Source organism: Burkholderia sp. B21-005 (assembly GCF_020843965.1).
Classification (GTDB): Bacteria; Pseudomonadota; Gammaproteobacteria; order Burkholderiales; family Burkholderiaceae; genus Burkholderia; species Burkholderia ambifaria.
The window spans coordinates 284,289-296,688 of the sequence record NZ_CP086303.1; the positions used below are offsets into that span (position 1 = coordinate 284,289).

Sequence of the window (12,400 nt, forward strand, 5' to 3'; positions counted from 1 at the left end):
GTCTTATATAAGAGTTGGATTTTAAGACTTCCCCCTTGCGGGCGCGGCGCGGCGGTTGAGCGGCAGCCGACCGCGTCGCGAACCGCGAAGGCATTCATTCCGGGGCGGACGCGGAATCGGTCCCCACTTGCATCTGCGTGAGACTGCGGCGCAATACTTCCACGTTTTGCGCGCCGTTCAGTGCACTGAACTGGTGCTGCGCTTCGCGCCACAGTGGTGTCGCGCGCTCGAAGAGCTTCGTGCCTTCCGGCGTGAGCTCGACGATGCGGATACGACCGTCCTCCGGCGACGGTCGCATCGTGACGAAGCCGTCCCGCTCCAGAACGCCCACCATTTTTCCCATCGCCGTGCGCTCGATGTCGAGGCGCTCGGCCAGCGCATTGACCGACGCGTTCTCGCGCTCGTTCAACGTGGCGAGGATCAGGAACTGCGTGATACGCAGGCCCGACGGCTGGAGATGCGCATCGTAGAGACGCGAGATCTGACGGGCGGCCTTCCTCACCGTAAAGCAGTTGCATTGATCCACCCCGACGGGTTGGTCGTTCGCCCGCATTTCTCTTCTCCTTGATGTTGGCAAATTGCCGGATTCACGCGATGTCACGCAAAAGCGCCGCGGTACTTCTCGATGAAGGCCGGCACCGACAGCGCCGGGGTGCCCGTGATTTTCTCGACCACATCGTTGGTACCCTGGAAGATGCCCTCACGATAATGCTGGGCGACTTCCACGAGGTGCTGCACGAGGAACGGAGGGAACTTGTACAGTTGCTCCATCTTTTGCTTGAACGCCTCGATCGAAGCCGGAGCATATTCGATCTTGATGTCGAGCACGTCGCTCATCAGCGCCGCGATCTCCGTGTGATTCAGTTCCACCGGGCCATGCAGCGTGTAGGTCTGGCCTCCGTGGCCGGCCGGCTTCGCCAGCAGATGCGCGATGACCCGACCCTGATCGTCCGTGCTGATCGGCGCGTGGCGGCCGTCCTCGAAAGGAAACTCGATCTTCTTCGTGGCCCGGATTTCCTTCGCGAAGTGCGGATAGACGAGCCAGTCCGCGAAGAAGGTGGGGCGCAGGTGCGTCGTCGGTACGCCCGACCAGTCGAACACGCGTTCGGAAACCCAGTGGTCCTGGGCCGCGTGGCTCGTCGATTCGCGTCGCGCCGAAATTTGCGACATGTTGACGATCGCGCCGACGCCGGCTTCCTTCGCGGCCTGCGCGAAATACGCCGCGGCCCCGACGATGCCCGGTGCGATCGGATGCAGGAAGTAGGCGGCGCTCACGCCTTCCATCGCGGCGCGGATCGTATCGATGCCGGTGAAATCGCCGACGGCGATGTCGACGCCGCGTGCGCGCAGCGCGGCGGCGCGCTCGTCGTCCGACCGCACGTAGGCGCGCACGCGCTTGCCCATCTGCAGCAGTTCGTCGATGGCGGCACCGCCGGTGCGGCCGGTCGCGCCGCTGACAAGAATCGATGTTTCGTTCATGACTGTATCCCTCCAGGAAAGTAAGAGCATATGCTCCTATGTGTCAATATAGGAGCATATGCTCTCATGTACAAGTCTTTAATTTGGGGCGGCAACGGCACGGCGATGGTCGAAACGTTTCGGGCCGCTGTGCAGCCCGGAGCGGTATGCCGCTAGAACGCCGCCATGCCCTGGACGACGCCGGGCCGCGCGCCGATCCGCGCGTACCACGCATGGAGCAGGGGCAAGGCGGACCAGTCGAGGTCCTGGGTCATGGCGAAGGCGCTCGTATAGGCGGCGATGTCCACGAGCGTGAACGTATCGCCGGCGAGATACGGGCTGTCGGCCAGGAATCGCTCGGCGTGAACGAGCGCGTCGAGCGAGCGCCCGGCCAGCCATCGGGCGCCCGGTTCGTCGCCTTGCTGCGCCAGCGCGAAAGCACTGCCGTTCGGTGCGATCACTTCGGTGATGAAATAGAACCAGCGATCGAGGAACAACGCAGCTTCCCGGCCTTGATCGGGCGCCAGGGGCTCGGGGGATCGGCTCGCCGCATGGAGCATGATCGCGTTCGACTGGGTGAGGACGAGGTCGGCGCCTGCATTGCCGTCCTCGACCATGACCGGCACGAGACCGCGCGGGTTGAGCGCGCGAAACGCGGCGGATTTGTGCGCGCCCGCCTTCAGGTCCACCTGGCTCACGGAATACGGAATACCGGCCTCCGCCAGCGCAATGGCGGCCCTGCGGCAGTTGCCTGTTCGTGCTCCATAAAGACGGATTGCCATGAGCGGGTCTCTGGTTGATGTCCACGGGAGGCCGTGGCGCCGAGCGAATCGCGCGAATGTCGAGCGGCGCGGGCCCTCATGCGACGGGCAGGAAAGGCCGCATCGCCGCGGCGGAGGTGTCCTGAGGCGTCAGTCGACGATTCGTCGTCGAGCCGCCGATGTAGCGCTCCGCGATTCGCCAGCCGCCGTCGGTCTGGCGAAGGCGGTCGAGCATCGGCGAATACATCCAGATCATCGGCAGGTCGCAGCTTTCGGTCAACTCGCCGTCACTCATCTTGGGCGCGTGTTCCGGCGCCGCGTAGCGCACGAGGAGGTTGTGATAACGTTCCGCTCGACCAGAGCGGCAGCCTGGACGGCAACCCGTAATCGTCGTCGGCGTGACTGTGCCGGACACCGCGAGCGTGAGTCCCACCGAATATGCACGGCGCTTCGGCAGGCGCGCCGAGACGAGTGTCTGAGCGGCGCGCGCCGGCCTCTCGCTGAATGAATGGCGCCGACCCGCAGGAAGCGTCACCGTGAACGTCACGACGTGAAAACCCATGGAGGAGCGACAGATGAAAATCATCACCGGTCCGCTGAGCATGTTCGGCGCGAAGGTCGAGATCGCGGCGCACGAGAAGGGCATCGCTTTCGAGCGCGTGCTGGCGCCGTTCAGCCAGCAGCGCGGCTACGACCCGAAGCATCCGGACGTCCTGCGCATCAACCCGAAGCGTCAGGTGCCGGTGCTGATCGACGGCGAACTGGAGATTTTCGATTCCACGCAGATCTTCGAATATCTCGAGGACGTGAAGCCCGATCCCGCGTTATGGCCGGCGCAGCCGAAGGCGCGCGCCGTTGCGCGTCAGCTCGAGCACTGCAGCGACGAGATCTATTTTCCGCACGTCGTCCGGCTGATGGGCCTCGAAGCGACGCCGGAGCATCCCGACGCGCAGGCCGCGCGCGACGCAGCGCGGCAATACTATCGACGCATGGAAGGCGTGCTGGCAGACCGGGAATATCTGGCGGAAACCTATTCCTACGCGGACATCGCGTTCTACATGGCGCAGTTGTTCGGCGCGCGCAAGGGCGCGCCGATGACGGCCGAGACGCCGAACCTGCTCGCGTGGCGTGAACGAATGACCGCGCGTCCTGCCGTGCGGAAAGTGGCCGGCGCGATGGCGGGCTATCTCGCGTCGATCGATCATCCGGTTCCGGACTTTCTTCGCGGGCTCGACTAGCCATCGGTTTCGCATCTCGCGGCGATCGCCGCTCGCCGCGAGATGCGAACGGATCACCCGCCCGTCACCGGCGGAAAGAACGCCACCTCGCTATCCTCGCGCACGACGAACCCGCCCGTCACCATCTCGAGATTCACGGCCGCCCGCACCGGCCGATCCATTCGCAGCGCTTCTGCGCTACGCGCGTCGCGTGCGGCGAGCGTGCCGCGCAGCGCGTCGACAGTGACCTCATCTGCATCGATCTCGACGACTTCCTCGTCGGTGTGCAGCTGTTCGCGAATGCTCGCAAAGTATTTGATCGTCAGTTTCATCGCGATGTCCCGGGCGAAATCGGAGGAAGCGGCGGAAGCGGAAAAGGCATGACCGGCACGTTCATCCCCATCGCCGCATCGCCTGGTCGTCATGTGCCTTCGGCTCGACCCAGCCGGACACGCCGTCGTGCCGGATCTCCTTCTTCCAGAACGGCGCGTGCGTCTTCACGAAGTCCATGATGAACTCGCACGCATCGAACGCCGATGCGCGATGCGCGGCGGCGACCACGACGATCACGACCGGCTGGCCGAGCGGAATCCGCCCGACGCGATGCACGATCCTGACCGCTTCGAGCTGCCAGCGCGCGCCGGCTTCCTCGACGATGCTCCAGAGCGCCTGCTCGGTCATCGTCGGATAGTGCTCGACTTCGAGCGCGATCACGTCGTCGACGTCGCCTTCGTTGCGCACGACGCCGAGGAAATTCACGACCGCGCCGACATTCGGATTGCGAACGATCGGCGCGATCTCGGCGCCGGCGTCGATCGCCGCGTATTGCACCCGCACCTCGAAGCCGGCGGCAATCGCCGGCGGCGGTTCGCTGTACAGGGCGGATGGCTCGGGATGGCTGCCGTCACGCGACGGATCGTCGGGTGGCGCGCCACGGGATTCGGTGAAACTCGTCATGACGGGGTTCTCCTGTAAGCGGTGCGCGCCGCTTCGCGCGGCAGCCGTCAGCCGCCGACGAGCGACATGCGCACGGTCGGATAGGTCTTGCCCGACGGCCGCGCCGCACGCGTCGCCCGCCGCTCGGAATAGCGGTCGTCGCGCTGCATCCAGCGCGCGCGCACGGCGTCGGCGAGCTGGCCGGTCGATGCGTTGTCGTCGAGCCACGGCCGCAGGTCGGTGCCCTGCGTGGCGAACAGGCACGTATAGAGCTGGCCGTCGGCCGACACGCGGGCGCGCGAGCACGTGCCGCAGAACGGATGCGACACGCTCGCGATGAAGCCGACTTCGCCCGCGCCGTCGATGTGCCGGCAGCGGATCGCGGTGGCGTCGTGCCCCGGTTCGCCGACGAGCACGAGCGGATAGCTTGCTTCGATCAACTCGCGCATCCGCGTGGCCGGCACGACCTTGTCGCCGGACCACGCGCTCGCGCCGCCGACGTCCATGTATTCGATGAAGCGCACGGCCACGCCGCTATGCCGGAAGTGACGCACGAGCGGCAGGATCTGGTCGTCGTTCGCGCCGCGCTCGATCACCGCGTTGACCTTCACGGGCGCGAGCCCGGCCGCCTGCGCGGCCTCGATGCCGGCCAGCACGCGCGCGACGGGCACATCGGCATCGCTCATCCGGCGGAACACGGCATCGTCGATCGCGTCGAGGCTCACCGTCACGCGCGACAGGCCCGCATCGCGCAGCGAGCGTGCCTTGGCGGCGAGCAGCGAACCGTTGGTCGTCAGCGCGATTTCGAGGGGCTTGCCGTCGACCGTCGTCAGGGTCGCGAGCCGTTCGATCAGCGCTTCGAGGTTGCGGCGCAACAGCGGTTCGCCGCCGGTGAGTCGGATCTTTTCGACGCCGAGCGAGATGAACGCGCGGGCGATCTTCTCGAGTTGCGCGAACGACAGCCGCTCGGATGACGGCATGAACGCATAGTCGGGCCCGAAGCTGTCGCGCGGCATGCAGTAGCCGCAGCGGAAATTGCACTGGTCGATGACGGACAGCCGCAGATCGCGCAGCGGCCGCGCGAGCGTGTCGAGCGGGCGGGAGAAGGCGCCGGGCGATGCGCCGCCGGAGGCGGCGGCGGCCGGCGCGGAAACGATGGCATTCACGATCGGTTCGTCGGCCTGCATGAAGTGAGCGGAACGGCGTCGCCGAGCGGCCGCGTATGCGCCGACGTATCGGCGCACAGGTCGTGACGAGCCTCATCGTGAGGATAGTCCGCCGGACTTTTCCGGCAGAGGCACAATCCCGCCCGAAATGCAGGAATACAGTTCGCGATCCTGCATGCTCGAAAGGCGGGCATCGCGCGCATGCGCATGCTCACGCGAGCCAATGCGCGAAATCGTAGTACGGCACCGCGTCGCCGCGTGCGATGCGTCGACCGGCCGGCAGCCGTGCGAGCCCGCTCGCCTGCACGAGCGATTGCAGCGTGCCGGCGCCTTGCTGCCGCAGCGTATCGAGTACGGGTGCGCCGTGGGCGTCGATGCTGCGGCGCACGCGCACGAAGCGTTCGCGCTGCGCATCCGGCTCGACGTCGATATCGATCGGCAGCGACGGCACGGCCGGCACGCAGTCGTCGCGCCCCTGCAGGCGGCGGATCAGCGGCGCGACGAACAGCGCGAACGCGGTCATCGCGGCGCCCGGATTGCCGGGCAGCAGCACGACGGGCCGTTCGTCGAGCCGCGCGAGCGCGACGGGCTTGCCGGGTTTCATCCGCACCCCGGAGACCACGAACGACGCGCCGAGCGCGGTTAGCGCGGGGCGCAGCAGGTCCTTGTCGCCGACCGATGCGCCGCCGACGCAGACGACCAGATCGCAGCGCGCGGCCATCGTGCGCAGCGCCTGATCGACGGCGGCCGCGGTGTCGGCGGCATGCTCGCTCGCGGCGACGATGGCACCGGTTCCCGCCACCAGCGCGGCGAGCATCGGCGCGTTGCTGTTGTAGATCTGCTGCGGCGCACGCGGCTGGCCGCACGGGACGAGCTCGTCGCCGGTCGTGAGGATGCCGACCCGCAGCGGCGGCCGCACATCGATGTGCGCGCAACCCTGCGCGGCGGCGACGCCGACGTGCATCGCGGCTAGCCGCACGCCGGCCGGCATCAGCAGGTCGCCCGCGCGCACTTCCTCGCCGCGGCGGCGGATATGCGATCCGGCGCGCTGCGGCGCGTCGAACGCGACCCAGCCGTCCTGCTCGTGCGCGTGCTCCTGCATCACGACGGTGTCGGCGCCGGCCGGAATCAGGCTGCCGGTGAAGATCCGCGCGGCCGTGCGTGGGGTCAGCGGCGACGGCGCGTCGCCCGCGTAGCAGCGCTGCGCGACGCGCAACGGCTCGCCGTGCGCGAGGTCCGCGTGCCGGACCGCGTAGCCGTCCATCGCGCTCTGGTCGGCGGGCGGCTGGTCGAGCACGGCGGCGAGCGGCGTGGCGAGCACCTGGCCGGCCGCTTGCGCGACCGGAATGGAGACGGCCGCAGGCGGCGGTGCGAACGCGCCGGCGAAATGCCGTTGGGCGGTATCGAAATCGGTCAGGGGTGTCATCGAGCAGTGAGCGCATGCGGTTGCGCACGCGTGGGTTCGGGTAACGGGAGCACGTCGGGCGACACGTATTCGACGAAGCCGTCGTTGCGGCAGAAGCCGAGCAGCCGCACGCCGGCTTCGCGGGCGACGTCGATCGCGAGCGACGTCGGCGCGGAGATCGTCGCGATCATCGGGATGCCGACGCGTGCCGCCTTGCGCACGAGCTCGTAGCTCGCGCGGCTCGACAGGAACACGAAGCCGGCGTGCAGGTCGGCGCGGCGCCGCGCGAGGCGGCCGATCAGCTTGTCGAGCGCATTGTGGCGGCCGACGTCCTCGAAGACTTCCAGCACGGTGCCGTCGCGCTCGCACCAGGCGGCCGCATGGATGCCGCCGGTCGCGCGCATCAGCGGCTGCCGCGCCGGCAACGCGCGGGCGGCGCGCGCGACGGCGTCGGCGCCGATGCCGGCCGCCGCACCCGCAGCGGCGATGCGGGGCGGGTGCAGGTCGAGCTGCGCGATGCTTTCGATTCCGCAGACGCCGCAGCCGGTGCGGCCGGCCAGCGCGCGCCGGTGCGCCTTCAGCGCCATGAACGCCTGCTGCGACACGGTGAGCCGCACTTCGGCGCTGCCGGGCCGGCATTCGGTTTCGATGTCGAAGACGTCGGACGCGCGCTCGACGATCCCTTCGCTCAGCGCGAAGCCGAGGCCGAACGCGTCGAGGTCGATCGGCGTCGCCATCATCACCGTGTGCGCGATGCCGTTGAACACGAGGGCAACCGGCGTCTCGTCGACGACGCGGTCGACGGCGCCCAGCGCGTCGCCGGCACGATGGCGCGTCACATGACACGCGCGGCTGCCGGCCGGATCGTCGGGGCGGTCGCTGGGCTCCATGCGGTTTTCTCCAGGGGGAATCGGGAATCGGCCGGCGCGGGCGCCGGGCGACGGAAACGGATGCTGCGAAGGGCGGTGCGCGGCGTCGCGCCGGCTCGCCACGGGCAGGCTTCCAGCCGATGGTACGGGCGTTTGGCCGGGTCGCGGATGCACAGCGTCGCGGTGCGGAAAGCAGTACAGCTGACGGCCTCCCGGGCCCGAAACGGGTTTTCCGTACACACATCTTCCGACCGGGGGAAAGCACAGTTTCAGCGCACGTTCGCGCGATTGCGAGTATCGTCCAAAACGCGATATCGTCATTCACGCTTCGTTGCCGTGCACCGCGATCCGTCCAGGTTGGCGCGTGCCGTCGCGAAGCCGTCGCGCGATTTCCTGCTTCGAGCTGACGTCCTCACAACCACGAGCAAATTACGGTCATGGAAATCTTCGATGCGTTCCATCTCGCACGATTGCAATTCGCGTTCACGGTGTCGTTCCACATCGTGTTTCCGGCGATCAGCATCGGCATGGCGAGCTTTCTGGCGGTGCTGGAATGGCGCTATCTCGTCACCGGCGACGCCGCCTATAAATCGATGTTCCAGTTCTGGTCGAAGATCTTCGCGATCGGCTTCGGGATGGGCGTCGTCTCCGGCGTCGTGATGGCCTACGAGTTCGGCACGAACTGGGCGGGCTTCTCGCGCGTCGCGGGCAACATCACCGGCCCGCTGCTCACTTACGAAGTCCTGACGGCCTTCTTCCTCGAAGCCGGCTTCCTCGGCGTGATGCTGTTCGGCTGGCAGCGCGTCAGCCCGCGTGCGCACTTCTTCGCGACGCTGATGGTCGCGGTCGGCACGCTGATCTCGACGTTCTGGATTCTCGCGTCGAACAGCTTCATGCAGACGCCGCAGGGCTACAAGATCGAGAACGGCCTCGTCGTGCCGGTCGACTGGTTCAAGATCATCTTCAACCCGTCGTTCCCGTATCGCCTCGTGCACATGACGATCGCGGCGTTCATCGTCGCGGGCTTCATCGTCGCCGCGTGCGGCGCGTGGCACCTGCTCAAGGGGCGTCGCGACGAGCCGGTGAAGCGCAGCTTCTCGATGGCGCTGTGGATGCTGCTGCTGCTCGCGCCGATCCAGATCGTGGTCGGCGATGCGCACGGGCTGAACACGCGCGAATACCAGCCGGCGAAGATCGCGGCGATCGAGGGGCTGTGGGAAACGGAGAAGGGCGGCACCGCGCTGAACCTCGTCGGACTGCCCGACATGCAGGCCGAAACGACGCGCTATGCGATCCAGGTGCCGCACCTCGGCAGCCTGATCCTCACGCACAGCTGGGACGGCGAGATTCGCGGGCTGAAGGAATTCCCGCCGCAGGACCGTCCGTATTCGCCAATCGTGTTCTGGACCTTCCGGATCATGGCCGGCCTCGGGATGCTGATGCTGCTCACCGCGGTGCTCGGCTTGCTGCTGCGCAAGGGCGGGCGCCTGTATGAAACGCGCTGGTTCCAGTGGTTCGTCGTGTGCATGGGGCCGTCGGGCATCGTCGCGCTGCTGGCCGGCTGGATCACGACCGAGGTCGGGCGGCAGCCGTGGACCGTGTACGGCGTGCTGCGCACCATCGATTCGGTCGCGCCGCTCAGCGCGCAGCAGGTCGGCGTGTCGCTGCTGATCTTCGTGGTCGTGTATTTCCTGGTGTTCGGAACGGGTATCTATTACATGTTGAACCTGATGAAGCGCGGGCCGGCCGCACACGCCGGGTATATCGAGCTGCACCGGCATCCGGGGCTGCGCAAGAGCGCGCTGTCCACGCCGCTGAACGTCACCGAAGCGGAGTAAGCCATGCAAATCGATCTTCCTGTCGTGTGGGCCGCGATCATCGGCCTCGGCGTGTTCATCTACGTGATGCTGGACGGCTTCGACCTCGGCATCGGCCTGCTGTTTCCGTTCTTCGACGCGAAGGCCGAGCGGCAGGTGATGCTCGACACCGTCGCGCCGGTGTGGGACGGCAACGAGACCTTTCTCGTGCTCGGCGGCGCGGGCCTGTACGGCGCCTTCCCGGTCGTCTACTCGACGCTGTTGCCGGCGAACTACCTGCCGCTAGTGCTGATGCTGGTCGGGCTGATCTTTCGCGGCGCCGCGTTCGAACTGCGCGCGAAGGCTACCCGCACACAACACCTGTGGGATCTCGCGTTCATCGGCGGCTCCGCGCTCGCGGCGTTCTGCCAGGGGATCGTGCTCGGTTCGCTGCTGCAGGGCATCAAGATCGAGAACCACCAGTTCGCGGGCGGGCCGTTCGACTGGCTGTCGCCGTTCAGCCTGCTGTGCGGGATCGGCGTGCTCGTCACGTATGCGACGCTCGGCTGCGGCTGGCTGATCCTGAAAGTCGACGGCGAACTGCAGCGCAAGATGCGCGTGCTGATGAAGCCGCTCGCGGGCGTGCTGCTCGCCGTGATGGGCGTGGTCAGCCTGTGGACCGTGATCGGGCTGCCGGCGGTCGCGCACCGCTGGTTCGGCAGCGGCAACCTCGGCTGGTTCCTGCCGGTGCCGATCCTCGTCGCCGCGTGCGTGTGGGGCATCTTCCACACGGTGAAGCGCCAGCATGAGGCGACGCCGTTCCTGCTGACGCTCGCGCTCGTGTTCCTCGGCTACACCGGGCTCGTGATCAGCATCTGGCCGAACATCGTGCCGCCGTCGCTGACGATCTGGGAGGCATCGTCGAGCCATTCGAGCCAGTTGTTCGCGCTCGTCGGCACGGTGATCGTGCTGCCGGTCATTCTCGTGTACAACGCGATGCAGTACCGCGTGTTCCGCGGCAAGGTGCGCGAGGGCGACATCGGCTATCACTGAGCGGTGCGCCCGGTATCGTTCCGACAGCGGCCCGCCACGTGCGGGCCGTCGCACATCGGGCGCCGGCGCAGGCATTACGTATTTCCTTGGCAGTCGAGACCACACCATGATCGTCAGACCACGACAAAACTGGCTCAGGATGCTGTTCGTATGGAACGGCTCCGTGCTGCAGTCGATCATTCCGCAACTTGTGTTCATGGCGATCGTCAGCACGCTGGCGGTCTTCACGAACGGGCGCATCTTCGGCGAGAAGATTCCGCTGAACACCGCGCCGTTCACGCTGTTCGGGCTCGCGCTCGCGATCTTCCTCGCATTTCGCAACAACGCGAGCTTCGAGCGCTTCAAGGAGGCGCGGCTTCTGTGGGGCAACCTGCTGATCGCGGCGCGCACCGTCACGTCGCAATTGCACCGCTACCTGCCCGACAGCGTCGGCGACGCGGAGCGCAATCGGCTCGCCGATCTGCTGATCGCGTTCACCTATGCGCTGAAACATCAGCTGCGTCATACCGATGCAACGCAAGACCTGCAACGCATCCTCGGCGCCGAGCGTGCCGCCGCGTTCGCGCACAAGTGCTACCAGCCTGTCGCGATTCTCGATGAACTGCGGGGCGGGATCGTCCGGGCGCTGGGCCGTGCGCCCGGCCACGACGCGACGTGCTGGATGTTCGATGCGCAACTGGTCGAGCTGGGCAGGGCGGTGGGCGGCTGCGAGCGGATCCTCACCACGCCGATTCCGTTTTCGTACAGCGTGCTGCTGCACCGCACCGTCTATGCTTATTGTGTGCTGCTGCCGTTCGGTCTCGTCGATTCGACGGAGTTCTTCACGCCGCTGATCTGCGTATTCATTTCGTACACGCTGATCGCGCTCGAAGCGATCGCGAACGAGGTGGCCGAGCCGTTCGGCCTCGCACCGAACGCGCTGGCGCTCGACGCGATGGCGCGCACGATCGAACGGTCGGTGCTGGAGCTTGGCGATCGCGCGATGCCGGAGGAATTCGTGCCGGCGTCGACGTACCAGATCACGTAAGCGCCACCGCGCGGCGCGCGGCGGCACGCACGATCAGGAGAACATCTCATGCGTATTTACGTGACGAGCATCTTTGTCGACGATCAGGACAAGGCACTCGCGTTTTACACCGACACCCTCGGCTTCCGGCTGAAGAACAACGTGCCGGTGGGCGAGTATCGCTGGCTTACGGTCGTGTCGAAGAACCAGCCCGACGGCACCGAGCTGATGCTCGAGCCGAGCCATCATCGCGCGGTCGCGCCTTACCGTCAGGCGCTTTACGAGGACGGCATTCCGGCGGCGTCGTTCCAGGTCGACGATCTCGACGCGGAGTTCGCGCGGCTCGACGCGCTCGGCGTGCGCTTCACGCTGGCGCCGATGGACGCGGGGCCCGTGCGGGTCGCGGTGCTCGACGATACGTGCGGGAACCTCGTTCAGCTCATGCAGATGAAGTGACACGCGGAAGGCGCGCGGTTCGACGCGTCTTTCAAAGCGCCGCGACCGGCGGTTGCCGACGGGGCCGCCGAATGCCGCATAGTCGAGCATCGGGTTGTCCGTGAAAGTCGCTCGAATTCGTTCCAGTCTCGCCGGTCGATCGTTTCCAGTGGCGTCATGATGGCGTGAGAATGCGTGGGTGACGCGGAAACGATAGCGGGCGGGTAGGTGGGCGACATCGGCGGATTGGACCAACGCGCGCGCACGAATCGAGATCGCTCGTGCATGTGTCGATGAC

At 66.9% G+C, this 12,400-nt stretch carries 14 protein-coding genes; 5 read left to right on the plus strand and 9 right to left on the minus strand.

The annotated features are described in order from the left end of the window. Positions 1–94 precede the first annotated feature (94 nt). From LMA02_RS31790 to LMA02_RS31805, 4 genes are all read right to left on the minus strand, one after another. Entirely contained in the window at positions 95–553 is a 459-nt protein-coding gene (locus LMA02_RS31790; RefSeq protein WP_228910650.1) for a MarR family winged helix-turn-helix transcriptional regulator, read from the minus strand. A 44-nt stretch (positions 554–597) separates the two neighbouring features. After that, entirely contained in the window at positions 598–1,479 is an 882-nt protein-coding gene (locus tag LMA02_RS31795) for an NmrA family NAD(P)-binding protein (RefSeq protein ID WP_228910651.1), read from the minus strand. 152 nt (positions 1,480–1,631) lie between these two features. Then, positions 1,632–2,240 carry a glutathione S-transferase family protein gene (locus LMA02_RS31800; RefSeq protein ID WP_228910652.1) on the minus strand — a complete coding sequence of 203 codons (609 nt, stop codon included), beginning with the start codon at positions 2,238–2,240 and terminating at the stop codon, positions 1,632–1,634. Positions 2,241–2,316: 76 nt separating this feature from the next. After that, positions 2,317–2,805, minus strand: a complete 489-nt coding sequence (locus LMA02_RS31805; protein ID WP_228910653.1) for a hypothetical protein — start codon at positions 2,803–2,805, stop codon at positions 2,317–2,319. Between LMA02_RS31805 and LMA02_RS31810 the strand changes: the two genes are divergently transcribed. Beyond that, on the plus strand, positions 2,795–3,457 hold the full coding sequence (locus LMA02_RS31810) for a glutathione S-transferase family protein (protein WP_228910654.1): 663 nt from the start codon (positions 2,795–2,797) through the stop codon (positions 3,455–3,457). The genes LMA02_RS31805 and LMA02_RS31810 overlap by 11 nt on opposite strands. 53 nt (positions 3,458–3,510) lie before the next feature. On the opposite strand, the gene moaD is transcribed toward LMA02_RS31810, so the two are convergent. From moaD to fdhD, 5 genes are all read right to left on the minus strand, one after another. Then, positions 3,511–3,768 carry a molybdopterin converting factor subunit 1 gene (moaD, locus tag LMA02_RS31815; RefSeq protein WP_228910891.1) on the minus strand — a complete coding sequence of 86 codons (258 nt, stop codon included), beginning with the start codon at positions 3,766–3,768 and terminating at the stop codon, positions 3,511–3,513. Between the two features lie 61 nt (positions 3,769–3,829). Further along, positions 3,830–4,393, minus strand: coding sequence for a molybdenum cofactor biosynthesis protein MoaE (locus tag LMA02_RS31820; RefSeq protein WP_228910655.1), 564 nt, complete (start codon positions 4,391–4,393; stop codon positions 3,830–3,832). A gap of 47 nt (positions 4,394–4,440) precedes the next feature. Then, complete coding sequence (gene moaA, locus LMA02_RS31825) at positions 4,441–5,559, minus strand: GTP 3',8-cyclase MoaA (RefSeq protein ID WP_228910656.1); 1,119 nt, start codon at positions 5,557–5,559, stop codon at positions 4,441–4,443. A gap of 190 nt (positions 5,560–5,749) precedes the next feature. Continuing rightward, a complete protein-coding gene (glp, locus tag LMA02_RS31830; RefSeq protein ID WP_228910657.1) occupies positions 5,750–6,964 on the minus strand; it encodes a gephyrin-like molybdotransferase Glp in 1,215 nt (404 codons plus the stop codon). After that, a complete protein-coding gene (gene fdhD, locus LMA02_RS31835) occupies positions 6,961–7,833 on the minus strand; it encodes a formate dehydrogenase accessory sulfurtransferase FdhD (protein ID WP_228910658.1) in 873 nt (290 codons plus the stop codon). The genes glp and fdhD overlap by 4 nt, the downstream gene beginning before the upstream one ends. Positions 7,834–8,249: 416 nt before the next feature. On the opposite strand from fdhD, the gene LMA02_RS31840 reads away from it, so the two are divergent. From LMA02_RS31840 to LMA02_RS31855, 4 genes are all read left to right on the plus strand, one after another. Then, a complete protein-coding gene (locus tag LMA02_RS31840) occupies positions 8,250–9,650 on the plus strand; it encodes a cytochrome ubiquinol oxidase subunit I (protein WP_105785309.1) in 1,401 nt (466 codons plus the stop codon). A 3-nt stretch (positions 9,651–9,653) separates the two neighbouring features. Beyond that, the gene (gene cydB / locus LMA02_RS31845) at positions 9,654–10,661 is read left to right on the plus strand and encodes a cytochrome d ubiquinol oxidase subunit II (RefSeq protein ID WP_228910659.1); all 1,008 of its coding nucleotides are present in this window, start codon (positions 9,654–9,656) and stop codon (positions 10,659–10,661) included. 106 nt (positions 10,662–10,767) lie between these two features. Next, entirely contained in the window at positions 10,768–11,688 is a 921-nt protein-coding gene (locus tag LMA02_RS31850; protein WP_175723608.1) for a bestrophin family protein, read from the plus strand. A 48-nt stretch (positions 11,689–11,736) separates the two neighbouring features. Further along, positions 11,737–12,123, plus strand: coding sequence for a VOC family protein (locus tag LMA02_RS31855; protein WP_228910660.1), 387 nt, complete (start codon positions 11,737–11,739; stop codon positions 12,121–12,123). Positions 12,124–12,400: the final 277 nt, after the last annotated feature.

Coding starts and splice junctions, on each gene's coding strand:
- cydB (WP_228910659.1), top strand. CDS start 9,654: ATGCAAATCGATCTTCCTGTCGTGTGGGCCGCGATCATCGGCCTCGGC.
- LMA02_RS31820 (WP_228910655.1), bottom strand. CDS start 4,393: ATGACGAGTTTCACCGAATCCCGTGGCGCGCCACCCGACGATCCGTCG.
- fdhD (WP_228910658.1), bottom strand. CDS start 7,833: ATGGAGCCCAGCGACCGCCCCGACGATCCGGCCGGCAGCCGCGCGTGT.
- LMA02_RS31810 (WP_228910654.1), top strand. CDS start 2,795: ATGAAAATCATCACCGGTCCGCTGAGCATGTTCGGCGCGAAGGTCGAG.
- LMA02_RS31840 (WP_105785309.1), top strand. CDS start 8,250: ATGGAAATCTTCGATGCGTTCCATCTCGCACGATTGCAATTCGCGTTC.
- LMA02_RS31850 (WP_175723608.1), top strand. CDS start 10,768: ATGATCGTCAGACCACGACAAAACTGGCTCAGGATGCTGTTCGTATGG.
- LMA02_RS31855 (WP_228910660.1), top strand. CDS start 11,737: ATGCGTATTTACGTGACGAGCATCTTTGTCGACGATCAGGACAAGGCA.
- moaD (WP_228910891.1), bottom strand. CDS start 3,768: ATGAAACTGACGATCAAATACTTTGCGAGCATTCGCGAACAGCTGCAC.
- LMA02_RS31800 (WP_228910652.1), bottom strand. CDS start 2,240: ATGGCAATCCGTCTTTATGGAGCACGAACAGGCAACTGCCGCAGGGCC.
- LMA02_RS31805 (WP_228910653.1), bottom strand. CDS start 2,805: ATGATTTTCATCTGTCGCTCCTCCATGGGTTTTCACGTCGTGACGTTC.
- LMA02_RS31790 (WP_228910650.1), bottom strand. CDS start 553: ATGCGGGCGAACGACCAACCCGTCGGGGTGGATCAATGCAACTGCTTT.
- glp (WP_228910657.1), bottom strand. CDS start 6,964: ATGACACCCCTGACCGATTTCGATACCGCCCAACGGCATTTCGCCGGC.
- moaA (WP_228910656.1), bottom strand. CDS start 5,559: ATGCAGGCCGACGAACCGATCGTGAATGCCATCGTTTCCGCGCCGGCC.
- LMA02_RS31795 (WP_228910651.1), bottom strand. CDS start 1,479: ATGAACGAAACATCGATTCTTGTCAGCGGCGCGACCGGCCGCACCGGC.